Annotated in this window: 28 protein-coding genes; 14 read left to right on the plus strand and 14 right to left on the minus strand. The window is 71.5% G+C overall.

Annotated features, from left to right (window positions below; translation table 11 throughout):
- Positions 1–297: 297 nt before the first annotated feature.
- Positions 298–3,078, plus strand: a complete 2,781-nt coding sequence (locus tag AB0F61_RS15050; protein WP_357809117.1) for a hypothetical protein — start codon at positions 298–300, stop codon at positions 3,076–3,078.
- A gap of 154 nt (positions 3,079–3,232) precedes the next feature.
- Here AB0F61_RS15050 and AB0F61_RS15055 read toward each other — a convergent pair whose 3' ends face one another.
- Together AB0F61_RS15055 and AB0F61_RS15060 are read right to left on the minus strand one after the other, a co-directional pair.
- Positions 3,233–3,424, minus strand: a complete 192-nt coding sequence (locus tag AB0F61_RS15055) for a DUF397 domain-containing protein (RefSeq protein WP_357809120.1) — start codon at positions 3,422–3,424, stop codon at positions 3,233–3,235.
- Positions 3,415–4,182, minus strand: a complete 768-nt coding sequence (locus AB0F61_RS15060) for a helix-turn-helix transcriptional regulator (protein ID WP_357809123.1) — start codon at positions 4,180–4,182, stop codon at positions 3,415–3,417. The genes AB0F61_RS15055 and AB0F61_RS15060 overlap by 10 nt, the downstream gene beginning before the upstream one ends.
- Before the next feature lie 435 nt (positions 4,183–4,617).
- Between AB0F61_RS15060 and AB0F61_RS15065 the strand changes: the two genes are divergently transcribed.
- The 3 genes from AB0F61_RS15065 to AB0F61_RS15075 all read left to right on the plus strand — a co-directional run bounded on the left by AB0F61_RS15065 (position 4,618) and on the right by AB0F61_RS15075 (position 7,085).
- Positions 4,618–4,839, plus strand: coding sequence for a hypothetical protein (locus AB0F61_RS15065; RefSeq protein ID WP_357809126.1), 222 nt, complete (start codon positions 4,618–4,620; stop codon positions 4,837–4,839).
- Positions 4,839–5,084, plus strand: a complete 246-nt coding sequence (locus AB0F61_RS15070) for a flavin reductase (protein WP_357809129.1) — start codon at positions 4,839–4,841, stop codon at positions 5,082–5,084. The genes AB0F61_RS15065 and AB0F61_RS15070 overlap by 1 nt, the downstream gene beginning before the upstream one ends.
- Before the next feature lie 162 nt (positions 5,085–5,246).
- Positions 5,247–7,085, plus strand: coding sequence for an NHL domain-containing thioredoxin family protein (locus AB0F61_RS15075; RefSeq protein ID WP_357809132.1), 1,839 nt, complete (start codon positions 5,247–5,249; stop codon positions 7,083–7,085).
- A 34-nt stretch (positions 7,086–7,119) separates the two neighbouring features.
- Here AB0F61_RS15075 and AB0F61_RS15080 read toward each other — a convergent pair whose 3' ends face one another.
- From AB0F61_RS15080 to AB0F61_RS15090, 3 genes are read right to left on the minus strand one after another with little or no spacing between them, the layout of a single operon-like run.
- Positions 7,120–7,869: a 5-oxoprolinase subunit PxpA gene (locus AB0F61_RS15080; RefSeq protein WP_357809135.1), complete on the minus strand. Its 750-nt coding sequence runs from the start codon at positions 7,867–7,869 to the stop codon at positions 7,120–7,122.
- Complete coding sequence (locus tag AB0F61_RS15085; RefSeq protein WP_357809138.1) at positions 7,853–8,716, minus strand: biotin-dependent carboxyltransferase family protein; 864 nt, start codon at positions 8,714–8,716, stop codon at positions 7,853–7,855. Before AB0F61_RS15085 ends, AB0F61_RS15080 begins: the two co-directional genes overlap by 17 nt.
- A complete protein-coding gene (locus AB0F61_RS15090; RefSeq protein ID WP_357809141.1) occupies positions 8,713–9,369 on the minus strand; it encodes an allophanate hydrolase subunit 1 in 657 nt (218 codons plus the stop codon). The genes AB0F61_RS15085 and AB0F61_RS15090 overlap by 4 nt, the downstream gene beginning before the upstream one ends.
- A gap of 107 nt (positions 9,370–9,476) precedes the next feature.
- On the opposite strand from AB0F61_RS15090, the gene AB0F61_RS15095 reads away from it, so the two are divergent.
- Positions 9,477–10,154, plus strand: coding sequence for a hemolysin III family protein (locus tag AB0F61_RS15095; protein WP_357809144.1), 678 nt, complete (start codon positions 9,477–9,479; stop codon positions 10,152–10,154).
- Positions 10,155–10,226: 72 nt separating this feature from the next.
- Here AB0F61_RS15095 and AB0F61_RS15100 read toward each other — a convergent pair whose 3' ends face one another.
- A complete protein-coding gene (locus tag AB0F61_RS15100; protein ID WP_357809146.1) occupies positions 10,227–10,514 on the minus strand; it encodes a DUF6458 family protein in 288 nt (95 codons plus the stop codon).
- A gap of 112 nt (positions 10,515–10,626) precedes the next feature.
- Between AB0F61_RS15100 and AB0F61_RS15105 the strand changes: the two genes are divergently transcribed.
- Complete coding sequence (locus tag AB0F61_RS15105) at positions 10,627–11,166, plus strand: histidine phosphatase family protein (protein ID WP_357809148.1); 540 nt, start codon at positions 10,627–10,629, stop codon at positions 11,164–11,166.
- Between the two features lie 47 nt (positions 11,167–11,213).
- Here AB0F61_RS15105 and AB0F61_RS15110 read toward each other — a convergent pair whose 3' ends face one another.
- The 4 genes from AB0F61_RS15110 to AB0F61_RS15125 all read right to left on the minus strand — a co-directional run bounded on the left by AB0F61_RS15110 (position 11,214) and on the right by AB0F61_RS15125 (position 15,514).
- Positions 11,214–11,483, minus strand: coding sequence for a DUF6458 family protein (locus AB0F61_RS15110; protein WP_030487564.1), 270 nt, complete (start codon positions 11,481–11,483; stop codon positions 11,214–11,216).
- Positions 11,484–11,678: 195 nt separating this feature from the next.
- Positions 11,679–13,535 carry an acyl-CoA dehydrogenase gene (locus AB0F61_RS15115; RefSeq protein ID WP_357809151.1) on the minus strand — a complete coding sequence of 619 codons (1,857 nt, stop codon included), beginning with the start codon at positions 13,533–13,535 and terminating at the stop codon, positions 11,679–11,681.
- Positions 13,536–13,652: 117 nt separating this feature from the next.
- Positions 13,653–14,777, minus strand: a complete 1,125-nt coding sequence (locus tag AB0F61_RS15120) for a PP2C family protein-serine/threonine phosphatase (RefSeq protein WP_357809425.1) — start codon at positions 14,775–14,777, stop codon at positions 13,653–13,655.
- Positions 14,778–14,881: 104 nt separating this feature from the next.
- Positions 14,882–15,514, minus strand: coding sequence for a septal ring lytic transglycosylase RlpA family protein (locus AB0F61_RS15125; RefSeq protein ID WP_357809154.1), 633 nt, complete (start codon positions 15,512–15,514; stop codon positions 14,882–14,884).
- Between the two features lie 187 nt (positions 15,515–15,701).
- Between AB0F61_RS15125 and AB0F61_RS15130 the strand changes: the two genes are divergently transcribed.
- Positions 15,702–16,253, plus strand: a complete 552-nt coding sequence (locus AB0F61_RS15130; RefSeq protein ID WP_357809157.1) for a phosphoribosyltransferase family protein — start codon at positions 15,702–15,704, stop codon at positions 16,251–16,253.
- Positions 16,254–16,302: 49 nt separating this feature from the next.
- A complete protein-coding gene (locus AB0F61_RS15135; protein ID WP_357809160.1) occupies positions 16,303–16,734 on the plus strand; it encodes an ASCH domain-containing protein in 432 nt (143 codons plus the stop codon).
- A gap of 10 nt (positions 16,735–16,744) precedes the next feature.
- On the opposite strand, the gene AB0F61_RS15140 is transcribed toward AB0F61_RS15135, so the two are convergent.
- The gene (locus tag AB0F61_RS15140; RefSeq protein ID WP_357809163.1) at positions 16,745–17,623 is read right to left on the minus strand and encodes an LLM class flavin-dependent oxidoreductase; all 879 of its coding nucleotides are present in this window, start codon (positions 17,621–17,623) and stop codon (positions 16,745–16,747) included.
- Positions 17,624–17,671: 48 nt separating this feature from the next.
- On the opposite strand from AB0F61_RS15140, the gene AB0F61_RS15145 reads away from it, so the two are divergent.
- From AB0F61_RS15145 to AB0F61_RS15160, 4 genes are all read left to right on the plus strand, one after another.
- A complete protein-coding gene (locus tag AB0F61_RS15145; RefSeq protein ID WP_357809166.1) occupies positions 17,672–18,166 on the plus strand; it encodes a GNAT family N-acetyltransferase in 495 nt (164 codons plus the stop codon).
- A 57-nt stretch (positions 18,167–18,223) separates the two neighbouring features.
- Entirely contained in the window at positions 18,224–18,418 is a 195-nt protein-coding gene (locus AB0F61_RS15150; RefSeq protein ID WP_357809168.1) for a hypothetical protein, read from the plus strand.
- Positions 18,419–18,548: 130 nt separating this feature from the next.
- Positions 18,549–19,253, plus strand: a complete 705-nt coding sequence (locus tag AB0F61_RS15155; protein WP_357809171.1) for a dihydrofolate reductase family protein — start codon at positions 18,549–18,551, stop codon at positions 19,251–19,253.
- A gap of 32 nt (positions 19,254–19,285) precedes the next feature.
- On the plus strand, positions 19,286–19,930 hold the full coding sequence (locus tag AB0F61_RS15160; RefSeq protein WP_357809174.1) for a dihydrofolate reductase family protein: 645 nt from the start codon (positions 19,286–19,288) through the stop codon (positions 19,928–19,930).
- A gap of 18 nt (positions 19,931–19,948) precedes the next feature.
- Here the strand turns inward: AB0F61_RS15160 and AB0F61_RS15165 are convergent, their stop codons facing one another.
- A complete protein-coding gene (locus AB0F61_RS15165; RefSeq protein WP_357809177.1) occupies positions 19,949–20,293 on the minus strand; it encodes a VOC family protein in 345 nt (114 codons plus the stop codon).
- Between the two features lie 181 nt (positions 20,294–20,474).
- On the opposite strand from AB0F61_RS15165, the gene AB0F61_RS15170 reads away from it, so the two are divergent.
- Both AB0F61_RS15170 and AB0F61_RS15175 read left to right on the plus strand, forming a co-directional pair.
- The gene (locus AB0F61_RS15170) at positions 20,475–21,230 is read left to right on the plus strand and encodes a hypothetical protein (protein WP_357809180.1); all 756 of its coding nucleotides are present in this window, start codon (positions 20,475–20,477) and stop codon (positions 21,228–21,230) included.
- Complete coding sequence (locus AB0F61_RS15175) at positions 21,227–21,580, plus strand: transcriptional regulator (RefSeq protein WP_357809182.1); 354 nt, start codon at positions 21,227–21,229, stop codon at positions 21,578–21,580. The genes AB0F61_RS15170 and AB0F61_RS15175 overlap by 4 nt, the downstream gene beginning before the upstream one ends.
- A 20-nt stretch (positions 21,581–21,600) precedes the next feature.
- Here the strand turns inward: AB0F61_RS15175 and AB0F61_RS15180 are convergent, their stop codons facing one another.
- Positions 21,601–22,404 (minus strand): hypothetical protein, encoded by an 804-nt coding sequence (locus AB0F61_RS15180; protein WP_357809184.1) that lies wholly within the window; start codon positions 22,402–22,404, stop codon positions 21,601–21,603.
- Positions 22,401–22,988 carry an RNA polymerase sigma factor gene (locus AB0F61_RS15185; protein WP_357809187.1) on the minus strand — a complete coding sequence of 196 codons (588 nt, stop codon included), beginning with the start codon at positions 22,986–22,988 and terminating at the stop codon, positions 22,401–22,403. The genes AB0F61_RS15180 and AB0F61_RS15185 overlap by 4 nt, the downstream gene beginning before the upstream one ends.
- Between the last annotated feature and the right edge of the window lie 63 nt (positions 22,989–23,051).

Genomic DNA, 23,051 nt, shown 5'->3' on the forward strand with positions numbered 1-23,051 from the left:
CCCACCGGGTGGGCCTTCGGCGTTCCCGGCCACCCGCCACCGGGATTCCGCCCTGCCGCAGCGCCCGGTACGGTGGGCTTCGGTCGCCGCCCGCCGACCCGGCAGAGGCCGAGCAAACCGAAGCTGCTCGACACCGACCGGCCACGGGGAGTGACGACCGGTGCTCCTTGGACGTGCCGTGCCACCACCCGATACCGTGCGGGGAGCCGGCACAGCGGTACGCCGGCGACGCCGGCAGCCATGCCGAGGAGACCGATCGGCACCGGCGAGCCGACATGTGATGGAGGAGGCGCACCCATGACGTCCGAGGGCCCGCACCGCACCGGCCATGAGCCGGACGAGGTGTCACCGGGCGCCGGCGGACCGGCGCCGTACGGCGACCGCCCGGCGCAGCCGGACAACGGCCACAACGCCGCCGGCCCCGACCTGGGCTGGGCGCCCCCGCCACCGGCGCGGCCCGACCCGTCGACGCCGGCATGGGCGACCCAGTCCGAGCAACCGCCGGCCCCCGCCTGGGGCGCCGCCGCTGCCCCGCAGCCCAACGACCCGCCGCAGCCGGCCTGGGGCGCCGCCCCGGCAGCGCAGCCCAACGACCCGCCGCAGCCGGCGTGGGCGGCCGGCGGTGGCGTGAGCGAGCCGCCGCAGCAGCAGCCCGGCACCTGGCCCGGCAGTGACGGCGCACCAGCCCCGGCGCAGCCGACCTGGGCCGCACCGCAACAGCAGGGCTGGACGCCGGCTGAGCAGGGCACACCCGCACCCACCTGGACTCCGAACGCCGCCGAGCAGCCCGACTGGGCGCAGGCCCAGCCGCCGGCGCGGGGTGCCGCGCAGGTGCCTCCGGCCACCACCGCCTGGCCCGCCCAGGAAGATCCGGCCAACGCCGGTGGCTGGGGCGGCACGGCGCAGACCAACCCGCCCACCGCCGAGTGGCGCGGAGCCGAGGCGCAGCAGGCCGAGCCGCAGCAGGCCGCCAACTGGCCCGGCGGCGCTCAGCAGGACGAGACGCCCGGCAACGGCGGCTGGCCCGCCACCTCCCCGGGACGCGACGACCAGCCCGTGTGGACGCCGGCGGAGCAGTCGCCGCCGACCTGGGGTCAGCCCGCCGAACCGGCCGAGCAGCCCGCCCCCGGGTGGGGCCAGGCCCCCCAGCCCAACGCGGCCCGTGGCGCGGCCCAGGTGCCGGCACCGGCGACGAACTGGCCCGGACAGGACGACCCGGCCCGCTCCGGTGGATGGGCCGCTCAGCAGCAGCAGGCGCAGCCCGCCGGGTGGGGTGACGGCGACGCGCGGCAGGACCAGCCCGCGCAGCCGGCCGCCTGGGGCGAGGCCGAGAGCCGTCCGCAGCAGCCCGACTGGGTGCTCTCGCCGCAGGACCAGCCCGCCGAGCGACCGGAGCCGGTCGGGTGGACGCCAGCGGAACAGAGCCTGCCCTCCCGCGCCAGCGTCAGCGTGCCCGGCAAGGACGGCCCGTCCGAGGTCGAGCCGTGGGCACCCGGCGAGGTGTGGGGTCGCGCCGAGGCGGAAGCCTCCGCGCAGGCCCGCGGGGGCTGGGAGGCGGACCGGGGCGACGAGGCACCGGCCTACCAACCGGGGCCCGCGCCGGGCATCTCACCGGCGAACGCGGTGCCGCTGCCCCCTCAGGAGCAGCGCGTGCCCGGTGCCAGCCTGGCGGCTGCCCCGCCGGCCGACTACGCACCCCAGGCCCAGTTCGCACCGATCCCCGAGCAGCCCGCGTACGCCGAGCGGGAAACACCGGACAACGCCGCGCAGCACGAGGCGGACCCGGCCGGTTGGGGCCGCGCCGAGGACGCCGCCGCGAGTGGCGCGGTGGTACCGGCACCGCGTACCTCTCCGGAGTCCGGAGCGGGCCGCGCGGTGGTGCCGGTGTCGGACGCCGAGTCGGCAGCCGGCGCGGCGGCCCGGGCCACGGCAAGCGCTTCGGTGCCGCTGGCCAGCCGGGTGATGCCCCCGACCGACCAGGCCATCCGTCCGACTGGCACGGCCACACCACAACCTCGGGTGTACGGTCGGCCAGCTCGACCCGAGCCGGAGAACGAGCCGGAGCCGGAGGCGTTCCAGGCCGACCCGGGTGCCGAGCGTCAGGGTGCACCCGAGTGGCAGAACGACTCCCCGCGCCAGGTCACACCGGATTGGCAAAACGACTCGCCGAGCCAGGCCGCACCGGACTGGCCGAACGACTCCCCGCGCCAGGCCGCACCGGATTGGCCGAACGACCCGCAGCGGCAGGCCGCACCGGACTGGCAGAACGATCCGCAGCGGCAGGTTGGCCCCGGCTGGGGCGGCGAGCCCGCCGCCGAGCCGCGCTTCGGCGACCGGCAGCCCGCACCGAACGCGTACGGTGAGGCCCCGTCAGCACCGCCGGCGTTCCCGCCTGGCGTCCCGTCCTTCGTGGACGCGCCCGGCAACAACCGACCGGTGAACGGCACGCGGCCGCACGGCGGTGCCGAGCGGCCGGCCGACCAGTTCGGCGGCCCCGGTTCGCCTGCCGCCGGCACCGCCACGGTCGGTGGCACGTCCACCTTCGGCGCGCCGAACTACGGCGGACCGGGCTCCGGCGGGCCAGGCTTCGGCGGGCCGGCGATCGAGTCGGGGCCGGGCAGCAACTTCCCGCCGGCCTTCCCGCCACCGCAGCAGCCCGCGCCGTCCTGGGGCCAGGAGCCCGGGCAGTCGGATCAGGGCCGATTCGACGCGTTCAAGCCGGACGCCGCCGACGAGCCCAAGGTCGAGCCACCGACGCCGAAGGTCCGCAACGGTCGGGTGCTGGCCGCGGTACTGATCGCGGCGGTGCTCATCCTCGCGGTGCCGCTCGGCCTGCTGCTGCTCCTCGGAAAGGTCGGCAAGGACGACGCGCCGGCCTTCGACCCGGCGGTCGGCACCTGCGTGAAGCAGTCCGGTGAGGGTGGCGCCTCGGCGGCGGACTGCGGCGAGGCGGACGCCTTCACCATCGTCTCCAAGGTGGACGCGAAGGAGAAGTGCACCGACACGACGCAGCCCCACGTGGTGCTGCCGGGTAGCGGCACCAACCGGGTGCTCTGCCTCAAGCCGGCCACCAAGTAACTCCACCGACGGCGGGGTCACGGGCAACCGTGGCCCCGCCGTCGTCGTACCCCCTGGGCCGGCTGCGGCTCAGGCAGGAGTCGCGTCGTCCCGCACAGCGTGAAGCGCCCACCCCCGGCATCAGGGACGGGCGCTCTCGTTCGTCTGGCGTCGGTTACGGCCGCTCGGCGACCTTGCCGACGAATGCGACCCACGCGGCCGGCGGGAAGGTCAGCGCCGGACCCGAAGGGTCCTTCGAGTCGCGCACCGCGACGACACCTGGAAGATTGTCGGCAACCTCGACGCAGTCGCCGCCGTTGCCGCTGCTGCGGGTGCTCTTACGCCACTGCGCGCCGGTCAGGTCCATGTCTTTGCCATCTCCCTAAGTAGGTCGACCGATTGCCAGTGGGACAACGCCTCGCCACGTACGTTTTCCCACGCTGCCAGTATCGCCGCGATGTCTTCGGCCCCGGTAACGACTTGTCCCTGAAGCTGGTTGTCGAGATAGCCGGCGGTTCGGTGCCCGGGCCCGACGGCGATGACGAACGGGCCGTTCAACCCGGCGTACGCGCCAACCGACGACGGAACGATGTGGACGCGAATGTGTGGCGCCTCGCATGCGACGAGGAGCGCCTGAACCTGCGTGCGCATGGTGGCCCGACCGCCGACGGGTCGCCGCAACACGGCCTCGTCGACGACGGCCGTGAAGTGGGGCGGGTCGTCGCGCGTCAGGATGCTTTGCCGGGCAAGCCGTGAAGCCAGGTGCCGCTCGATGTCGCCTCGCGCGATGACGTCGGCCCCGACGAGCACGGCTCGGGCGTACTCCTCGGTTTGGAGCAGACCCGGCAAAACGACCGATTGATACGACCGGAGCGAGATTGCGTCGCGCTCGATCTCCTGCCACGGCCGGAACCAAATTGGCTCACGACGTCTCGAAGTGTCCGGCCAGATGTCCCCAATGGGTCGCCGGAGCGCACTGGCCGCCGCCTCCCGGTGGCGCGGATGGGGTATGTGGTCGTGATTGAGCCAGCGCGCGACCGTCTTACGGTCAACACCGACCCGCTCGGCCAGGGACTCGATCGTGTGGCCCGTCTCGCTGAGGGCGGCGCGTAATGCGTCGTTCACGGCCTCTCCCGTCGGATGCGCGGAATGTCTCGCGACCATATCGCCTACGGGCTGTTTCTGTCCCGTCACCGCCCGCAGGGTTCTTCGTAGACGGCGCGGCCGGTAGGGGCACACCAACCCGGCGGACGCGTTCGTACCGGGGCCGCCCCGACGGCGAGCACTCACGGGGCGGCCCCTCCCAACGTCAGCCAGGGAGAGATCGTGCAAGACGAAAACCCAGAGGAGCAGGCGTCCGCCTCGCCGCCCACGAACCCGGATGTGCCAGCCGCCTCATTCAACCCACGGCCGCCGGGACCATTCATTCCGCCCTTCAACGCCAGCCGCCCAAACCGCGGTCCCTGCCCATCGCTGGCTGCTGGGGGCGCAGTGACGACTGAGGGTGGATTCAGAGCTGGCGACATCGTCCACCTGACGGCCGCCGCGAGCGTGCAATTCATGAAACCGATCTCTGTCCGGGTCATCCGCGAGTTATCCGACCGGCACACGTACCACGGCTGGGTGTGGATCGATGGGTACGAGCTGGGCCCGAAGGGCGAAGCCGTCGCCCGACGCGAGTTGTTCGTGTTGCGCGGCGGGGTGCGCGTTCAGCTTCAGGCCCCACGCCGACCCAACGAACCTCGTCGCCCCTTACGGCGCACTCCCGCGAGGGTCGGCTGATGCACGACCGACCCGAACACAAGCCCTTACGCCCGTCGTGGCGCTGCCCCAACTGCGGCATCCTCTGGCCCTGCTCGGCTGCGAAGCTGCGCCTCCTCGGCCAGTACCGCAACGATCGACCGGGGCTGTTGGCGCACATGACGAAGGTCCAGGAGGAGGCGGAGGCCGACCTCGCCAAACTCAATCCGGACACCGCGCTTCCCGACCTGACGCCCCGCTTCGTCGGGTGGGCCGAAGCCCGTTAGCCCCTACCCCACGCCCCCAGCAGGCCCAGCCCGGGTTGATCAAGAGGTTTGCGTCGTCGGAAGCCGTCCTGCTGACGCAAACCTCTTGATCAACGAGACGTAGGCAGCGGTCTGTCGTCCGGCTCACGGCGGTTCGGACCGGGGCGTGGCAGGCTGACAGGCATGGGAACGACAGCGCGTGTACGTGCGCCCGAACTGCGGGGCCGCCAGTGGCTCAACACGGGCGGACGGAACCTGACCTTGCAGGACCTTCGCGGCAAGATCGTGATCGCGGACTTTTGGACGTTCTGCTGCATCAACTGCCTCCACGTCCTCGACGAGCTGCGCCCGCTGGAGGAGAAGTACGGCGACGTGCTCGTCGTGATCGGTGTGCACTCGCCGAAGTTCGAGCACGAAAAGGACGCCGACGCGCTCGTCGCGGCAGTCGAGCGGTACGGGGTGCACCACCCCGTCCTCGACGATCCTGAGATGGACATGTGGCAGCAGTACGCGGCGCGAGCCTGGCCGACCCTGTCGGTGATCGACCCCGAGGGTTACGTGGTGGCCACCATGGCGGGCGAGGGTCATGCCGAAGGGCTGGCCCGGTTGATCGACGAGCTGATCGCCACCCACGAGGCCAAGGGCACCCTGCACCGGGGTGACGGCCCGTACGTCCCGCCGCCGGCCCCGGAAACGGCGCTGCGCTTCCCGGGCAAGGCGGCGCTGCTGCCGAACGGGAACCTGCTGGTCTCGGACTCGGCCCGACACTCCCTGGTCGAGGTGGCCCCCGACGGCGAGACGCCGGTGCGCCGGATCGGCTCGGGCGAGCGGGGCCGGGCCGACGGGCCGGGTGCCGCGGCGACGTTCTCCGAGCCGCAGGGGGTGTGCCTGCTGCCCACACACGTCGCCGAGGTCGCCGGCTACGACCTGGTGGTGGCCGACACGGTCAACCACCTGCTGCGTGGCGTACGGCTGGAGTCCGGCGAGGTGGTCACCGTGGCCGGCAGCGGCCGGCAGTGGCGCGCCGAGGTCGACGACCACGCCCACGACGCGCTCGCGGTGGATCTTTCCTCCCCGTGGGACCTGGCCTGGTACGACGACAAGCTGATCATCGCGATGGCCGGCATCCACCAGCTCTGGTGGTTCGACCCGATCAAGCGGACCGCTGGCATGTACGCCGGCACCACTGTCGAGGCGCTGCGGGACGGCCCGCTGGCCGAGGCGTGGATGGCGCAGCCGTCGGGGCTGTCCGTCTCCACCGACGGCACCCGGCTCTGGATCGCCGACAGCGAGACCAGCTCTCTGCGGTACGTCGAGAACGGCGTGTTGGGCACCGCCGTCGGGCAGGGCCTGTTCGACTTCGGGCACGTGGACGGGCCGGCGGAGTCGGCGCTCCTGCAACACCCGCTGGGTGTGTGCGCGCTGCCGGACGGCTCGGTGCTGATCGCGGACACGTACAACGGCGCGGTTCGCCGCTTCGACCCGGCGACCAACCAGGTCTCCACCGTCGCGGACGGGTTGGCGGAGCCGAGCGACCTGGTGCTCAGCCCGGCCGGCGAGGTGCTGGTGGTGGAGTCCGCAGCGCACCGGCTGACCCGGCTCGCCCCGGGCGCCCTGTCGGCGGCGGGGGCCAGCACGGTCGACGGTCCCCGGCACCGTACCGAGCGCAAGCCGACAGATGTCGCGGCCGGTGAGGTCACCCTGGACATCGTCTTCACCCCCGCGCCGGGGCAGAAGCTGGACGAGACGTTCGGGCCGTCGACCCGGTTGGTGGTCTCCGCGTCCCCACCGGAGCTGCTGGTGGACGGTGCCGGCACGGGCACCGAACTGACCCGTCGACTGGTGCTCAACGGCGAGGTCACCGCCGGGGTGCTCCAGGTGACCGCCCAGGCGGCGACGTGCGACGCGGACATCGAACACGCGGCGTGCCACCTGACCCGGCAGGACTGGGGCGTACCGGTCCGGGTCGTCGACGGTGCCGTGACCCGACTGCCGCTGGTGCTGCGCGGCCTGGACGCGTGATGTGGTCGGAGGGGCCGGTCGGGCCCCTCCGACCTCACGCGAAGGGAGCCAGGGTGATGCCCGCGTCGATCAGGCTGGCGCGGACGAGTTCGGCGGCGGAGACCGCGCCCGGGGTGTCACCGTGCACGCAGATCGAATCGACCGAGCAGGGGATGATGGTGCCGTCCACCGCCACCACGCTCCGTTCGGTGGCCATCCGCGCCGCCCGTTCGGCGATCTGCTCCGGGTCGCTGATCACCGCGCCGGGTGTGCCGCGCGGCACCAACGCCCCGGTGGGCAGGTAGGCACGGTCGGCGAAGGCCTCCGCGACGACCGGCAGGCCCGCGCCGACGGCGAGTTGGGCGAGCGTCGAGCCGGGTAGGCAGAGCACCGGCAGCTCAGGGTCGTAGCCGCTGACCGCCGCGACCACCGCCGCCGCCTGGGACTCGTTGGTGCTGGCCGCGTGGTAGAGCGCGCCGTGCGGCTTGAGGTAGCGGACCCGGGTGCCGAACAGCCGGCAGAACGCGTCAAGCGCCCCCAACTGGTAGGTCACCTCGTCGCGTAGCTCGGCGAAGTCGTACGCGATGTGCCGTCGACCGAAGCCGGCCAGGTCGCGGTAGCCGACCTGCGCGCCCACCGCGACCCCGCGTCGCGCGGCGCCCTCGCAGACCCGCCGCATAGTGGACGGGTCGCCGCCGTGGAAACCGCAGGCGACGTTTGCGGAGGTGACGAGGCTCAGCAGCGCCTCGTCGTCGCCGAGCCGCCAGATGCCGAATCCCTCGCCCAGGTCAGCGTTGAGGTCCATGGAATCTGACGGTAGTACCTGGCCGGGCCTGCGCGAGCGGGGTCACGTCGGTGACCACTCCGATGACGGGGTATCCACCGGTGGTCGGATGGTCGGCGAGGAAGATCAGGGGCTGTCCGTTCGCCGGCACCTGCACCGCGCCGAGCACGATGCCCTCACTTGGCAGTTCGCCGGGCACCGCGCGGGGCAGCGCCGCGCCGGCGAGCCGCGCGCCGACCCGGTTGCTCACCGGGCTGACGGTGTACGCGGTGCCGAACAGCCGGTCGAGGGCGGTCGGCGTGAACCAGTCCTCCCGAGGACCGGTACGCAGCGTCAGGTGCAGCTCCGACGCCGACGCGGAGCAGACGGTCAGGTCCACCGGCGCGGGTGGCCCGAGTGGCTCGCCCAGCGGCAGCCGGTCGCCGTCGCGCAGCGGAGCCGGGCCGAGCCCGGACAGGGTGTCGGAGGCCCGGCTGCCGAGCACCGGCGACACGTCGATGCCACCCGCCACCGCCAACCAACTCCGTACGCCCCGACGGGCCGGGCCGATCCGCAGTACCGTCCCGGCCGGCACGGTGAGTGGTCGTCCGCTGTCGCCGGGCCGGTCGCCCGCCTGGACCGTCACCTCGGCCCCGGTGACCGCCACCGTGGTGGCCCGGGTCAGCCGCAGGGCGCAGCCGGACAGGGTGATCTCCAGGCCGGCGGCGTGCTCCGGGTTGCCGACCAGCCGGTTGGCCAGCCGCAAGGCCGCCGGGTCGAGGGCACCGGAGCGGGGTACGCCCAGGTGCGCCCACCCCGGCCGGCCCAGGTCCTGCACTGTGGTGAGCGCGCCGGCGCGAAGCACCTCGACAGCGGCCGGACGGGTCATGCCGCCACCATCCGGACCCGGGTGCCCGGTCCGAGCCCGGCCGGCGGGTCGGCGTCCACGTCGAAGAGGACCAGCTCGGTCCGGCCGACCAGCAGCCAGCCTCCGGGGGACGCGCTCGGGTAGATACCGGCGTACGGGCCGGCCAGGGCGACCGACCCGGCCGGTACCCGGGGGCGGGGTGTGTCCAACCGGGGCAACGCCAGGTCGTCGGGCAGCCCGGTCAGGTAGGGGAACCCGGGGGCGAAGCCGCAGAACGCGACCCGGAACCGGGTGCCGGTCAGCCGGCGCAGCACGACGGGCTCGTCCACACCCCAGTGCTCGGCCACCACCGGCAGGTCCGGTCCGTCGAAGGAGACCGGCACGACCACGTCCGCCGCGTCGTCGTCGGCTGTGGTCGCGTCGGGGCGGCTGGTGGCGGCGACGACGCCGGACGACCATCGGGTCAACTGCTCGGCAGTGGTGCTCGGGTCGGGCAGGCCGTCGAGCAGGACCGTGCTGGCCGCCGGCACGATCTCGACGGCGGTCAGCTCACCCTGCGCCCGACGCCGCCACAGCTCGGCCCGCCACGCCTCCACGAGCGCGGCTGCGGAGACGTCGGCGGTGGCGGTGCAGTCGAGGAGCAGGGCGTGCGCCCCGACGGGTCGGATCCGCATCCGTTCATCCTCGCCGATGTCGCGCCGGTACGGAGTTCACGATGACGGTGCCGGGCGTCACCAACACCACTACTTGCAAGTAACCTACGGTGCCGTAACCTGACTACGTGAGCACCTCCGCCCCGCTTCGCCTGAAGCCGGTCGACATCGGCAAGCCCCGGATGCGCGGCTGGCTACACACGTACGCCTTCTTCGTGGCCCTGATCTGCGGCGTCGTGCTCTGCTCGATCGCCGCCACCCGTCCGGGATGGGCGCCCCTGGTCAGCTGCCTGATCTACAGCGTCACGGTGTGCGGGCTCTTCGGCACCAGCGCGCTCTACCACCGTCGGGTGTGGTCGGAGCGCGGCTACCAGGTGATGCGCCGGATCGACCACTCGATGATCTTCGTGTTCATCGCCGGCACGTACACACCCCTCTGCACGATGCTGCTCGCGCCCCGGCCGGCCACCGTGATGCTGGCCCTGGTCTGGGGTGGCGCACTGGCCGGCGTGGCGGTCACGATGGCCTGGCCGCACGCGCCACGCTGGGTGTCCGCGCCGCTCTACCTGGCGCTGGGCTGGGTGGCGGTGGCCATGCTGCCGGAGATCCTGCACGGCGGCGGCGTCGCGGCACTGGTGCTGCTCATCGTCGGTGGCGCGATCTACAGCGTCGGCGCGGTCTTCTACGCGTTGCGCCGACCCAACCCGTGGCCGACGGTCTTCGGTCATCACGAGTTCTTCCACGCCTGCACGCTGCTGGCGGCGCTCTGCCACCACATCGCGATCTACTTCGCGCTCTTCGCCTGAGCCCAGCCGCCGGGCCGACATGCGAGCCGGGGCCCCGCGACGCTGCGGGGCCCCGGAGTTCGCGGGCGAGGATCAGAGCGGCCGGCCCGGCCGACGCACCTCGCGGTACTCCTCCACGACCTGGTTGTCCTGGACCGGCACGACCCGGTCAGCCACCACGCGCTCTTCGCGAACCGGCGCGGCGACAACCGTGCGACGGCGGCTGTTCCAGAAGTAGAGGGTGGTGATCAGACCGGCGACACCGGCCAACATCAGCACCCAGCCGACCACGGAGAGGTCCAGCCAGCCCAGATCGGCTTCCACGGCGAATGCGAGGATCGCGCCCAGCGCGATCAAGAAGATGCTGCCACCAATGCCCATGTCTCGCTCCTCGGCTCTAACCTGGCGTACGACGCGCCGCGGCCGTCGGTAGGGGTGCGGCATCCATCGACTTACCCAGGCACGGAGATCGCCAATCGGGCAAGCTGGGGGCATGACGGACGCCGACCCCGAGACGCGGGCACTTGTGTTGCTCCGGCACGCGAAGGCCGAGCAGGGCAGCGACGCGGCAGATGATGACCAGCGCCCACTCAGTGCCCGCGGGGAAGCGGACGCGGCGGCGGCTGGTGCCTGGCTGGCGCATCACGGCCTGCTGCCCGACGTGGTGATCTGCTCGACGGCGAGACGTACCCGGCAGACCTGGCACGGGGTGGCGATGGGGATGACCGGCACACCGCCGGAGGGTGGCCCGGCCGGTCCTCGGCCGACTGTCCGTTACGAGCCCGGGGCGTACGACGCCCACCCGGAGGAGTTGTTGGCGCTGGTCCGTACGGTCGACGCGGCGGCCCGCACGGCACTGTTGATCGCCCACAATCCGGGCATCTCGCTGCTCGCGGCCCTGCTCGATCCGGAGGGTGCGCCCGATGAGGGTTTGCGGACCGCCGAGCTGGCGGTGCACCGTGGTCGGTTCGCCTGGGCGGAGTTGGGGCCTGCGGGAGCGCCGATCACGGCACGGCACACCGCACGCGGCTGAGCCACCCGTCGATCATCGACGGGTGGCTCAGGGGGTACCTGCCGGCGTCAGGACGGCGGCGCGGTTGGTGGCGGTGGGTCTGGCGGCGGCGGCATCATCGCCGTCGGATGGGAGAGCCGGTTCTCCTCCACGATGAGGGTCCGGGCCCGCTTGCGTCGGTCCTGCCAGAACCAGACAGTGGTCAGCAGTACGGCCAGCCCGGCCAGGATGAACACCCAGCCGACCGCCCGCACGTCGATCCACCAGACGTTGGCCCTCAGTGCGAAGGTCAGGATCGCGCCGATCGCGATGAGAAAAATGCCGCTTCCTACACCCATGTGCGCTGCACTCCCCCGTGCGGTGGCTCTGGGCGTTCCCTTTCGAGGTCACGCGACGGTTACCCGCCACGCCAGCGGCATACCCGACCGGGCTCGGCCAATACGTGCCGCCGCCGGGCGGAGACGGCGACGGCCGGCGGGGCAGAAGCCCCACCGGCCGTGGCAAGTGCCGGGTGGTGCGACCCAGCACAGGACCTAGAAGGCCTCCTCCGGGAGGTCCATGATGTCGAGGTCGGTGCCCTCGATGATCCGCCGGTCGGCGCCGATGCGGGGCAGCACCTCGCGGGCGAAGAAGCGGGCAGCGGCCACCTTGCCGGTGTAGAACGCCTTGTCGCTGGCGGTGACCTCGCCGGCCAGCGCCTTCAGCGCCACGTCTGCCTGCCGCTGGAGCAGCCAGCCGACCACCAGGTCGCCGATCGCCAGCAGGAAACGCCGGCTGCTCAGCCCGACCTTGTAGAGCGCGCGGGTGTCGCCGCCCTGCGCCTCGCCCAGCCAGCCGGTGAGCACACCGAGGATGTTCTGGATCTCGGCGAGCGCCTTGCCGAGCGCCTGCCGCTCCTCCTTGAGCTGGCCGTTGCCCGCCTCGGAGGAGATGAACTCCTGGATCTCGCCGGCGACCGCCATCAGCGCCTTGCCGTTGTCCCGGACGATCTTGCGGAAGATCAGGTCCAGGCTCTGGATGGCGGTGGTGCCCTCGTACAGGGTGTCGATCTTCGCGTCGCGGACGTACTGCTCCAGCGGGTAGTCCTGGAGGAACCCGGAGCCGCCGAAGGTCTGCAGGGACTCGTGCCCGAGCATCTCGTACGCCCGCTCCGAACCGACGCCCTTGACCAGCGGCAACAGCAGGTCGTTGACCCGCTTGGCCAGCTTGGTGGCCTTCTCGTCCCCGGCGGCCTCGGCGATCGCTACCTTGTCCTGCCAGGTGGCGGTGTAGAGGACAAGGGCACGAAGACCCTCGGCGTACGACTTCTGCAGCAGCAGCGAGCGGCGGACGTCCGGGTGGTGCGTGATGGTGACGCGCGGGGCGGTCTTGTCCGCCTGCTGGATGAGGTCGGCGCCCTGCACCCGGCTCTTCGCGTACTCGAGGGCGTTGAGGTAGCCGGTGGAGAGGGTGGCGATGGCCTTGGTGCCGACGAGCATCCGGGCGTACTCGATGATCATGAACATCTGCCGGATGCCGTCGTGCTTGTCGCCAAGCAGCCAACCCTTGGCCGGTACGCCGTGCTCGCCGAAGGTCAGCTCGCAGGTGTTGGAGACCTTCAGGCCCATCTTGTGCTCGACGTTCGTGGTGTAGACGCCGTTGCGCTCACCAAGCTCGCCGGTGGTCTCGTCGAAGTGGAACTTCGGCACCACGAAGAGCGACAGACCCTTGGTGCCGGGGCCACCGACGCCCTCCACCCCGACCGGGCGGGCCAGCACGTAGTGCACGATGTTGTCGCTCAGGTCGTGCTCGCCCGAGGTGATGAAGCGCTTCACACCCTCGATGTGCCAGGAGCCGTCGGGCTGCTGGGTCGCGCGGGCACGGCCGGCGCCGACGTCCGAGCCGGCGTCCGGCTCGGTGAGGACCATCGTGGAGCCCCACTGCTTGTCGATGAAGAGCCTCGCCCACTTCTTCTGCCGCTCGGTGCCCTCGACGTGCAGCACGTGCGCGAAGGACGGGCCGGAGGCGTACATCCAGATCGGGGCGTTCGAGCCGAGCACCAGCTCGGCGAGGGCCCACCAGAGGGCGCGCGGCGCGTTCGTGCCGCCCAGCGCCGGCGGGAGGTCGAGCCGCCAGAACTCGGAGTCCATGAAGGCCTGGTAGGACTTCTTGAACGACGCCGGCAGCGGCGCGGTGTGCGTGGCCGGGTCGAACACCGGCGGATTGCGGTCACTGTCGGTGTAGCTGGCGGCCAGGTCCTCGCGCGCGAGGCGGTCAAGCTCGGCGAGGAAGCTGCGGGCGGTGTCGGTGTCGAGATCCGAGTACGGCTCCTGGCCGAACGACCGGTCGGCACCGAAGACCTCGAACAGGTTGAACTCAAGGTCCCGCAGGTTGCTCTTGTAGTGGGTCATGCTCGCTGGCCCCGCTTCCGGACAGGTGTTACCGATCAGTAACCCCGACTGTATTACTCGCGGGTAGGCAGCGACAAGCGGATCACCCAAGTGACGGCGATTACACACCCGCTCCGGTCAGCTCTCGGCGGCGCCGACCTCCCAACTCGGGACGGCCGCCGCCGCGCCGGTGCGGGCACCGACGTACTCCATCAGGACCAGGGCGATGTCGTCGTCGAGCCGGCCGTGCACCCACTCGATCAGGGCGGTCTCCAGGGAGGCCAGCCCGTCGGCGACCGTGCCGTGACCGAGCAGCCGCCAAGCGCGGTCGGCGGTGGGGAAGAACTCACCATCCCGCCGCGCCTCGCCGAGACCGTCGGTGAACAGCAGCAGCCGGTCTCCCGGCTCCAGGCGCTCGACCCGGGGGCGGACCACAGGCATGAACCCGAGTGGCGGTGCCGGCGCCGGTGGTTCCAGCGGGATCACCGCGCCCCGGCGCAGCAGCAGCGGTGCCGGATGCCCGCAGTTGACGATGGTGAGCGTGCCGCCGCGCTCCTCGACCAGTGCCGCGGTCACGAAGTCCTCGTCGCCGACGTTGCGGGCCACGGCGCGGTCCAGGTCGGCCACGACGGCGCGCAGGTCGGCCCGCTCGTACGCCACGTGCCGGTAGGAGCCGAGAACGATGCTCGCCAGCCGAACCGCGTCCAGACCCTTGCCACGCACGTCACCGATGATCATGCGGACGCCGTAGGGCGTGTCGATCGCCTCGTACAGGTCACCACCGATCTCTGCCGTCGCGGTGGAGGAGATGTAGCGTCCCGCCACCGAGAGCGTGCCGACCTGCGGCCCGAGCGGACGCAGCACCGCCTGCTGGGCCACCGAGGCGAGCTTGGTCAGCTCGACGATCTGCTCCGCCTGCCGCTGCCGGACCGACGCCACCGCCACCGCCAATCCGGTGGTGACCGCGACCGAGACCACGCTGACCGGGGTGATCATCGACATCTTCGGCTCGGTCAGGGCGAAACCGGCCCCGGTCAGGGTCGCCACGGCGCCCACCCCCAGCACCACCGGCCAGGACGCCACGGCGGCGGCCAGCAACGGTACGGCCGACAGCAGCGCGACGTAGTGCGCGAAACGGCCGTCCGCCGCCTCCACCGCCGACACGATCGCGAGCAGGACAAGGGCCGCGCCGAGGCCGGCGCGGGATCCGGGGCTCAGCGGGCGACGGCCCGGCTGGAGGAGTCGCGTGGGTACGACAGACAGTTTGCCTGATCCACGTGAACCGGTGAATGAACCTGACCCGTCGTCCGAGAAGGTTCTGTCCGGCCGGCCCGGGTGACCGGCCGAATCGGCGCGCGCCGACCCGGTCAGCCGAGGACCTCGTAGCGGACGGTGAGCGCGCCCACGTCGACCGAGGCGATGGTGGCGAACGCGGCCCGGGAGAGGTCGAGGCAACGACCGTCGATGAACGGGCCACGGTCGTTGATCCGCACCACCACCGACTTGCCGTTGGCCGGGTTGGTCACCCGGACCTTGGTGTTGAACGGCAGCGTCTTGTGCGCGGCGGTCAGGGCGCTCGGGTTGAACGACTCGCCATTGGCGGTGAGCTGGCCGTCGGAGTAGAACGACGCCCCACACGAGCCGCTCTCCAGCACCTTCGGTGCCGCTGTCGTCTTCTTGGCGGTCGGCTTGGGCTTCGGCGGCGCGGTACGGGTCTTGCCCCGGGAGGCCGCCTGCTGCGACCGGATGGCCGACGGGCTGACGGACGCGCTCGGCGAGGGGATGGCGGTGGGAGAGACGGCCGGGGAACTGGGGGTGAGGCTGCTCGCAGCGGTGGTCGGGGTGAGGTCGAGGGCCACCTGCTCCGACTGGCCCGAGCCGGAGGTCAACTGGACGGCACCGACCGTGCCCCCGACCGCGAGGGCGACGCCGACCGCCGCGGTGGCCACGATGCCCGCCGGGGAGGAGAACATGCGGGTACGGGAGTGCTTGGCTGCCACCGGCCCGGTCCTTTCGTCGTCTGAACAAACCGGGTCGGACCGTAACGAGAGAAGCACTTCCGACGTCAACGTGATCATAGTGGTATGCCCGCATTTGCACGGGTACGTGTAGCCGATCATCCGACCCGGGGTGGGCCGGCCGGCCCGGGTGCCGACGCGCCGACCACCGGTGCCGCAGGATGAGCGGATGCCCGCCGAGCTGACCGCACGCCTGTCCACCCTGTTCCAGTGGATCGACCCCGGTCCGGGCACCAGCCACCTGGTCAGCGACATCTCCGGCTGGTGGCGGGACCCAGCGGTGCTGGTGGAGCTGGGACCGGCCCTGGTCGCGCCGTACCGGGCCGCCCGGCCGACTGTGGTGCTCGCCCCGGCGGTCACCGGGCTGCTGCTCGGGCCGTTGGCCGCCACCGCCCTCGGGGTCGGCTTCGTGGCTGCCTACAAACCCGGCGACGGGCGGTTGCCGGCCGGGCCGCTCACCTGGGCGCAGAGCCCACCGGACTACCGGGGCCGGCGGGTCGACCTGGCCGTGCGGGACCGACATCTCGGCCCCGGCGACCGGGTGCTGGTGGTGGACGACTGGGTGCGTACCGGCGCTCAACTCCACGCTCTCTACGACATCTGCGCGGCGCGTGGCGCCGAGGTGCTGGGCACCGCCGTGGTGGCCGTCGACTGCCCACCCGAGGTCGCAGCCGACCTGCGGATCACCGGCCTGATCAACGCGGCGGATCTGCCAGCCTGACGGCGTATTGCGGCGGCGGTATGGGTCGCACTGGCCTAGCCTCGGCAGGATGTGGCCTCGGATCGGTGAACTGCGCACCCTCGCCCTCGGCACCCCCGGCGAGCTGCGGGCGACCCTCAACACCCTCGTGCTGGCCGGTCTGAAGACCGCGACAGCCGGCCGGCTCGCCGAGTACGCGGAGCAGGGCGAGGAGTTGGAGCACGTCGGCGAACGGTTGGCGATTGTCGACGACGACGACGCGCTGGCCGGCGTGGTGGAGGTCACCGAGGTCGAGGTGGTCCGCTTCGCGGACGTGTCCTGGGACTTCGCCCACGCCGAGGGCGAGGGCGACCGCTCGATCGAGGAGTGGAGAGCCGGGCACTCGGCCTACTGGGCGCGGCTCGGCACCCCGGTCGACAGCGACACCCCGATCGTCTGCCTACGCCTGCGACTGGTCTCCGGCGGCGAGGGCGGAGTGTCCAGCGGCGACCTCGGCACCTGACGCGACCACCTCAGCCGCGCAGCTCGGGCAGCAACCGCGTCGCCACGTCCGCAAGGATGGCCTCGTCGCCGGCGTACCAACTGCTGGCACGCGGCCAGTGCGTCACCACGTCGGTGAAGCCGAGGTCGGCGGCCCGGCCCACCTGATCGGCGAAGAACTGCGCGCTGCTGAGCGAGAAGACCGGTGCGGCGTCCAGCGAGAGATAACGGTCCAGGCTGGCCGGATCGCGGCCGGCCTCGTCCAACGTCCGGTCCATCCGCGCGGACAGCGCCGACACGGTGTCCCACCAACTCTCCACGTCGTCGGCATCCGTGCCGGTGGTCACCCAGCCCTGACCGAAACGCGCCACCAACCGCATCGACCGGGGCCCGTTGGCGGCCACCACGAACGGCACCCGGGGCTGCTGCACGCAGCCGGGGTTGTTGCGGGCGTCCACGGCGGCGAACCAGTCGCCACGCCAGGTGGTGCCGTCCTCGCGGAGGATCAGATCCAGCAACTCGGTGAACTCGGCGAACCGTTCGACCCGCTGGCGCGGCGGCAGCGTCTCGCCGCCCAGCACCGCCGAGTCGAAACCGATGCCACCCGCGCCCAGGCCGAGCAGCAGCCGACCGTCGGAGACGTCGTCCACGGTGGTGATCTGCCGGGCGAACGCGGCCGGGTGCCGGAAGTTCGGCGACGCGACGAGGGTGCCCAGCCGGATGTGGGAGGTCACCGAGGCCGCGGCGGTCAGCGTGGACATCGAGTCGAACCACGGGCCGTCGACGAGGTCGCGCCAGCCCAGGTGGTCGTACGTCCAGGCGTGGTCGAAGCCCCACTCGTCGACCTGCCGCCAGCGACGCCGCGCCTCCGCCCACCGCTGGTCCGGCAGGATCACGATGCCAATCCGCATGATCGCCAGCCTAGTCGTGCCCGCCGGAGGTGCCCTAGCATCGCGGTGATGCGGAGGACCGGACCGACGGTACGACCGGCGGAATTGTCAGATGTGCCGGTACTTGTGGATCTGCGCCTGGCGAACGCCGAGGCCCACCTCGCGCTGGCCCCTGACGTCTACCGACTGCCGCAGCCCGAGACGGTCGCCCACCACTTCACGACCGTGCTGGCCGACGGGACCGGCCGGGACGCGATCCTCGTCGCGGAGCTGGACGGGCAGGTGGTGGGGATGGTCGAGGTGCTGCGCCTACCCGAACCGCCGCCGCACCAGATCCTGCGCCCCGAGCCGTCGGCACAGATCCACACGGTGGTGTCGGGTACGGCCCGGGGACGCGGGGTCGGTTCGGCGCTGCTCGCCACGGCTGACCGGTGGGCGACCGAGAACGGGATCACGAGGCTGTCCGCGGGCATCCACCACCGCAACGACGGTGCGGTGCGCTTCTACCGCCGCCACGGCTTCGGCCCCTCGGGCACCTTGCTGAACAGGCAACTCGGGGGCTGACTCGGTGCGGCACCGCGCAGGGCACCACGCGGCCGTGGCTCCCGCTACCGTTCCGCTGTGGACGTACAGGCGCAGCGGGTGGCCACCGTACGAGCGTTCGGCACGGTGTCGTTGGTGGCCGGCTTCATGACCTCGCTGATCACCATGGCGTCCGACTACGGCGGGTTTGAGCCGCACATCCTCGCCACCTTCCTCATCCTGACCGGCCTCGGTCTGCGGATCGAGGCGGCGATCGTCAACCGAAGGTCGTAGCCTCCCCACCGGACCGAACGGCAGGTGACGCGCGTCACAGTCCGACCCGGTAGGGAGCTGGCGTTCGGCTCCGACTCCTCGGTGAGCGACACCCACGGTGAGGTGTCAGCCGAGGAGAGGACCAGGCGCGATGACGAAGGTGACCGCACAGCTGTCGGTGTCGGTGGACGGCTTCTACGCCGGCCCACAGTTCGACGGGAACGGCAACTGGATGGACTCGGCGGAGAGCGCCGGGTTCTTCCGGGTCACCCGCTGGGTGACCGAGGCGATGGCGTGGCGTGAACGACTGGGTTTCGCCGGTGGCGAGCAGGACACCAACTCCGAGGTCGTGGCCGAGTCGTTCGGGGCCGCCGGTGCGTACGTGATGGGACGCCGGATGGCCGACGGCGGTGAGGTGCCCTGGGGCGAGGAGCCGCCGTTTCGCGCGCCGGTCTTCGTCGTCACGCACCGCCCCCGCCAGCCGTTGCTGCGCGGCGGAGGCACCAGCTTCACCTACGTCACAGATGGCGTGGCCAGCGCCGTCGAGCAGGCGCGCGCCGCGGCCGGCGGCAAGAACGTCGCCGTGGCCGGAGGCGGCAGCCTGGTGCGGCAGGTGCTCAGGGCCGGCCTGCTCGACGAGTTGGAGCTGCACGTCGTACCCGTCGTGCTCGGCACCGGTCTCCGGCTGCTCGACGCGGACCTCGACCTCGGCGAGAAGGAGGCGATCGAGCTGACGCCGACCCGGGTCATCCACACACCGCAGGTCACCCACATCCGGTACGCGGTGAACGGTCGGGCGCCGCTCGTGCTCGACGATCGGGGCAGCGGCGGTGGCTCGACGGTGACCACGAACTGAATCCGACAGGTCAACCCGGAGAGGAGATGCCCATGCCGCAACTGCTGCGGGTGCAGTGCTTCAACGTGTCGCGTGACGGGTTCGGCACCGGAGAGGGGCAGAGCCTGGAACGGCCCTTCGGCCACGCGGACCCCACCGCGCTGTTCTCCTGGCGGGCCGCCACCGCCAGCTTCGTGTACCGCACCGAGCCGGGCGGCACCCGCGGCCTGGACGACTACCTGACCCGCGACGCCGAGTGCAACATCGGCGCGGAGATCATGGGTCGTAACAAGTTCGGCCCCCAGCGTGGTCCCTGGGAGAACCATGACTGGCAGGGCTGGTGGGGGGACAACCCGCCGTTCCACACGCCGGTCTTCGTGCTCACCCACCACGAGCGCCCGTCGTTCAGCCTGTCCGACACCACGTTCCACTTTCTCGACGCCAGCCCGGCCGAGGCCCTGGCCCGGGCGAAGCAGGCGGCCGACGGTCGGGACGTCCGCCTCGGTGGTGGGGTCGCCACCGTCCGCGAGTTCATCGAGGCCGACCTGGTCGACACGATGCACATCGCCGTCGCGCCCGTGGATCTCGACCGGGGCGAGCGGTTGTGGGACAGCCCGGACGAACTGCTCGACCGCTTCCACCTCGAGTCGGTGCCCAGCCCCAGCGGGGTCACCCATCTCCTGTTCTGGCGACGATGACCGTCGTGCCGACCGCCCCTACGGCAGGCGGGACAGCACCAGCATGCGGTTGCCGTCCGGGTCGGTGACCCGGGCGGACCGCTCACCCCACGGCTGGTCGACCGGCTCCTCGGTGACAGTCGCGCCTGCCGAGCGCAGAGCGGTCACGGCGGCGTCGCAGTCGTCGGCGTAGACGCACAGCTCCCAGCGGTGAGCGTCGGCCGGCCCGCCAGCCTCCGGGTTGGCGGCCAGGCCGAGCTCACTGTTGCCCAGGCGGAGGGCGACGAACTCCGGAACGCCGTCGGCGGGGAACCGGTAGGTCAGCTCGAAGCCGACCACGTCCCGGTAGAACCCGATCAGTCGTGGCAGGTCAGGTGTCGTCACGATCGGAAAGGCTTCGGTGAACACGGACCACCTCCACGCCGGACCCTAGTCGGGCCATGGCTCCGGCGGAACAACCACTGTCGATACGGGCAGACGTCGTCATCCACGGAACTCTTGCGCAGATTGGTTTGCGATGCAAACCTATTGGTATTGCAGTTTCGGAGACGACCTGGAGGTCACCGTGTCGGAGCAGCCGAGCACCGCGCCGGACAGCAGAGACACCCCCGGCGAACTCCTCGCGTCGGTCGCCGCGCTCCGGCGGCGCACCCGGGTCACCCGGCACGCCTACTGGTTGCCGCTCCTGCTGTCCGGTCTCCTGATGGTGGCGGCGGCACCCCTGTACGTGGAGTCCGTCGAATCACCCGCCCTGCGCGCCACCCGGGACAATCCCGCGTTGACCGGCCTCGGCGGGGACTTCCTCGAACGCTCGGCGGCCCTCGGGTGGTACTGGCTGGTGGCGCTCATCGGCGGCTACCTGCTCAGCCTCGGTTGGTACCGATGGCACGGCGCGCGGGTGGGTGTGCAGACGCCGACCCGGGCGTACGTCGTCGCCGGCATCGTCGGCACGCTGGTCGGGCTCGTGCTGCCGATCGTGCTGCGGTTCCTGTTGCTCAACTCGGCGACGGCGCTGTCGAACGCGACCAGTTGGGTGACCACACCGCTGTTGGGCGTCTCCCATCGCGGTATGGTCCCGCACCTGGTCATCGCGGTGGGGCTACTGGTCCTGGCCCGACTGGAACGCAGTCGCGGCCTGACGGCCGTGACCCTGTGCTACGTCGTCGCGGTCGTCCTCGTGAACGCCTACTTCCAGACCGCGGACCTCCAGCCGGGTGACCTGAACCGCTACAGCTTCCTGCTGGCGGCCCTGCTGCCCGCACCGATCCTGCTCGTCGGTGGCATCATCGCTCTTTTCACCACCGGTAAGAGGTCGACATGAGCACCGGCACCGGCGGGCACCCGACGAACGGGCTCAGCGACACCGTTCACCAGCGCAACCGACTCGGCATCCTCACCATCGCCGCCGAGGCCGAGCAGGTGGAGGTCGCCTACCTCCGCGACGCGCTCGAACTCACCGCAGGCAACCTCTCCCGGCACCTCGCCGTGCTGGAGGAGGCGGAGCTGATCCGGATCGACCGGGGCTACCACGGGCGCAGGCCCAAGACCTGGATCAGGATCACCGAGCAGGGGCAGGCCGCGTTGACCGCCGAAATCAACGCGCTGCGGGAACTCCTCAACCGCCACACACAGTTGGGCAGTGCTTCGCGGCCGGACGGGCACGGGCAGTGACCTGAGTGCGCCCGGCCTGCCTATCGCCCCCAGGGCTCGGCGGGTCGGCAGTCAGCTCCCGGCTTGCCGTAGACGAGGGTGCCGGAGGAGTCCACGTAACAGTGATCGAACTCGTCCGACGGACGAAACAGCGGTCGCCGGTCGATCTCCACTCCGTTGACGTCGTAGCTGACCAACTCGGCGCTCCTGGTGACGTTGGCATCATCGGTGAGCAGGCCGAACACCCCGTTGACCAACCGCGCCGCGGTCGTCTGCCCGTCGCCGTGTTCCAGCACCAGCCGCTGCACCCGGGCGCTGACCCGGCCGGTCACCGCGACGTCGCCCCCGTCGACTTCGGTCGACATGACCAGGAGCCGCTGGACCGGTCCAGGCAACCAGTCCCGTTGCGGCCAGACACGTTCACCGTTGGCGCCCCCACTGATCTCCCTGTGCGGCTGCATCCAGACCTCGCAGGTGAAATATCCGGTGTCCGTCATGAACAGCACCACGCCACGGTGGTCCTGCTCGGCGGCCACGGCCACATCGTTCATCGACAGTGGAATCCGCTCCATCTGCGTGTTCCACTCCAAGCACTGCTTGACCACCTGGTGCAGCGTCGGTGACAGCTCACTCGAACCCATCGCCAGGTGCTGCACCTCGTCCCCGCTCGGCACCATCGCCACGCCGGCCACCACCGCCGCGGCCGTCGCCACGGTGGCGATCCCGAGTCGTACCGTCCTGCGGCGTCGAGGCCGGCGGATCGACGTCATCAGGTCCGCTCGCATTCGCACCGCCGTGCCGGGCGGCAGGTCACGCTCGGCGGGCGTGTCGAGAATGTCCCTCATCGCTCATCCTCCTGCTTGTTGCCGTCAGTAACCATCCGTGCCAGCCGAGCCCGTGCGCGACTCACACGTGAACGAAGCGCGCCTTCGCTGATGCCCAGGACCGTCGCCGCCTCGCCGTACGGCACGCCGGACCACAGACACAGGGCAACCGCCTCCCGCTCCGCGCGAGGTAATCGGCGGACCACCGCCAAGACCTTGGTCATCTGCCGTTCGTCGTCGAGCCGGGCGACGATGTCGCTGGCCGGGTCCGCGTCCGCCTCCCGCTCCGGTGGCAACCTCCGCAGGGCTGCCCACCACCGGCGGGCCGAGCGCCACTCGGTGCGGGTCGTGTTCGTGGCGACCACCAGCAGCCACGGCAACGCCAACCCGTCCACCAGGACCGCCGCTTCGCCGCGCCTACGCCACGCGACCAGGAAGGTCGCCTGCGTGACGTCTTCGGCCAGCGTCCAGGAGCCGGTAAGCCGGAACACGTGGTTGTAGACCGCCCGGGCGTACCTGTCGAAAAGCCGGCCGAAGGCGACCTCGTCACCGGTTGCGATGGTCGACCACAGGTCCTGGTCAGACGGTCGTATCTGGCTCGTCACACCTGACTATTGCCGGTCGGGGCGAATCTGTTGCAGTCCTGCTCGAAGTCCGTGTCAGGGGCC

It is taken from the genome of Micromonospora sp. NPDC023888, from assembly GCF_040639415.1.
Classification (GTDB): Bacteria; Actinomycetota; Actinomycetes; order Mycobacteriales; family Micromonosporaceae; genus Micromonospora.

Bases quoted from the DNA above. Each gene is read 5' to 3' on its own strand.
- AB0F61_RS15050 (WP_357809117.1), top strand. From the start codon at position 298: ATGACGTCCGAGGGCCCGCACCGCACCGGCCATGAGCCGGACGAGGTG.
- AB0F61_RS15055 (WP_357809120.1), bottom strand. From the start codon at position 3,424: ATGGACCTGACCGGCGCGCAGTGGCGTAAGAGCACCCGCAGCAGCGGC.
- AB0F61_RS15065 (WP_357809126.1), top strand. From the start codon at position 4,618: ATGAAACCGATCTCTGTCCGGGTCATCCGCGAGTTATCCGACCGGCAC.
- AB0F61_RS15070 (WP_357809129.1), top strand. From the start codon at position 4,839: ATGCACGACCGACCCGAACACAAGCCCTTACGCCCGTCGTGGCGCTGC.
- AB0F61_RS15075 (WP_357809132.1), top strand. From the start codon at position 5,247: ATGGGAACGACAGCGCGTGTACGTGCGCCCGAACTGCGGGGCCGCCAG.
- AB0F61_RS15080 (WP_357809135.1), bottom strand. From the start codon at position 7,869: ATGGACCTCAACGCTGACCTGGGCGAGGGATTCGGCATCTGGCGGCTC.
- AB0F61_RS15085 (WP_357809138.1), bottom strand. From the start codon at position 8,716: ATGACCCGTCCGGCCGCTGTCGAGGTGCTTCGCGCCGGCGCGCTCACC.
- AB0F61_RS15090 (WP_357809141.1), bottom strand. From the start codon at position 9,369: ATGCGGATCCGACCCGTCGGGGCGCACGCCCTGCTCCTCGACTGCACC.
- AB0F61_RS15100 (WP_357809146.1), bottom strand. From the start codon at position 10,514: ATGGGCATTGGTGGCAGCATCTTCTTGATCGCGCTGGGCGCGATCCTC.
- AB0F61_RS15105 (WP_357809148.1), top strand. From the start codon at position 10,627: ATGACGGACGCCGACCCCGAGACGCGGGCACTTGTGTTGCTCCGGCAC.
- AB0F61_RS15110 (WP_030487564.1), bottom strand. From the start codon at position 11,483: ATGGGTGTAGGAAGCGGCATTTTTCTCATCGCGATCGGCGCGATCCTG.
- AB0F61_RS15115 (WP_357809151.1), bottom strand. From the start codon at position 13,535: ATGACCCACTACAAGAGCAACCTGCGGGACCTTGAGTTCAACCTGTTC.
- AB0F61_RS15130 (WP_357809157.1), top strand. From the start codon at position 15,702: ATGCCCGCCGAGCTGACCGCACGCCTGTCCACCCTGTTCCAGTGGATC.
- AB0F61_RS15135 (WP_357809160.1), top strand. From the start codon at position 16,303: ATGTGGCCTCGGATCGGTGAACTGCGCACCCTCGCCCTCGGCACCCCC.
- AB0F61_RS15140 (WP_357809163.1), bottom strand. From the start codon at position 17,623: ATGCGGATTGGCATCGTGATCCTGCCGGACCAGCGGTGGGCGGAGGCG.
- AB0F61_RS15145 (WP_357809166.1), top strand. From the start codon at position 17,672: ATGCGGAGGACCGGACCGACGGTACGACCGGCGGAATTGTCAGATGTG.
- AB0F61_RS15155 (WP_357809171.1), top strand. From the start codon at position 18,549: ATGACGAAGGTGACCGCACAGCTGTCGGTGTCGGTGGACGGCTTCTAC.
- AB0F61_RS15160 (WP_357809174.1), top strand. From the start codon at position 19,286: ATGCCGCAACTGCTGCGGGTGCAGTGCTTCAACGTGTCGCGTGACGGG.
- AB0F61_RS15175 (WP_357809182.1), top strand. From the start codon at position 21,227: ATGAGCACCGGCACCGGCGGGCACCCGACGAACGGGCTCAGCGACACC.
- AB0F61_RS15180 (WP_357809184.1), bottom strand. From the start codon at position 22,404: ATGAGGGACATTCTCGACACGCCCGCCGAGCGTGACCTGCCGCCCGGC.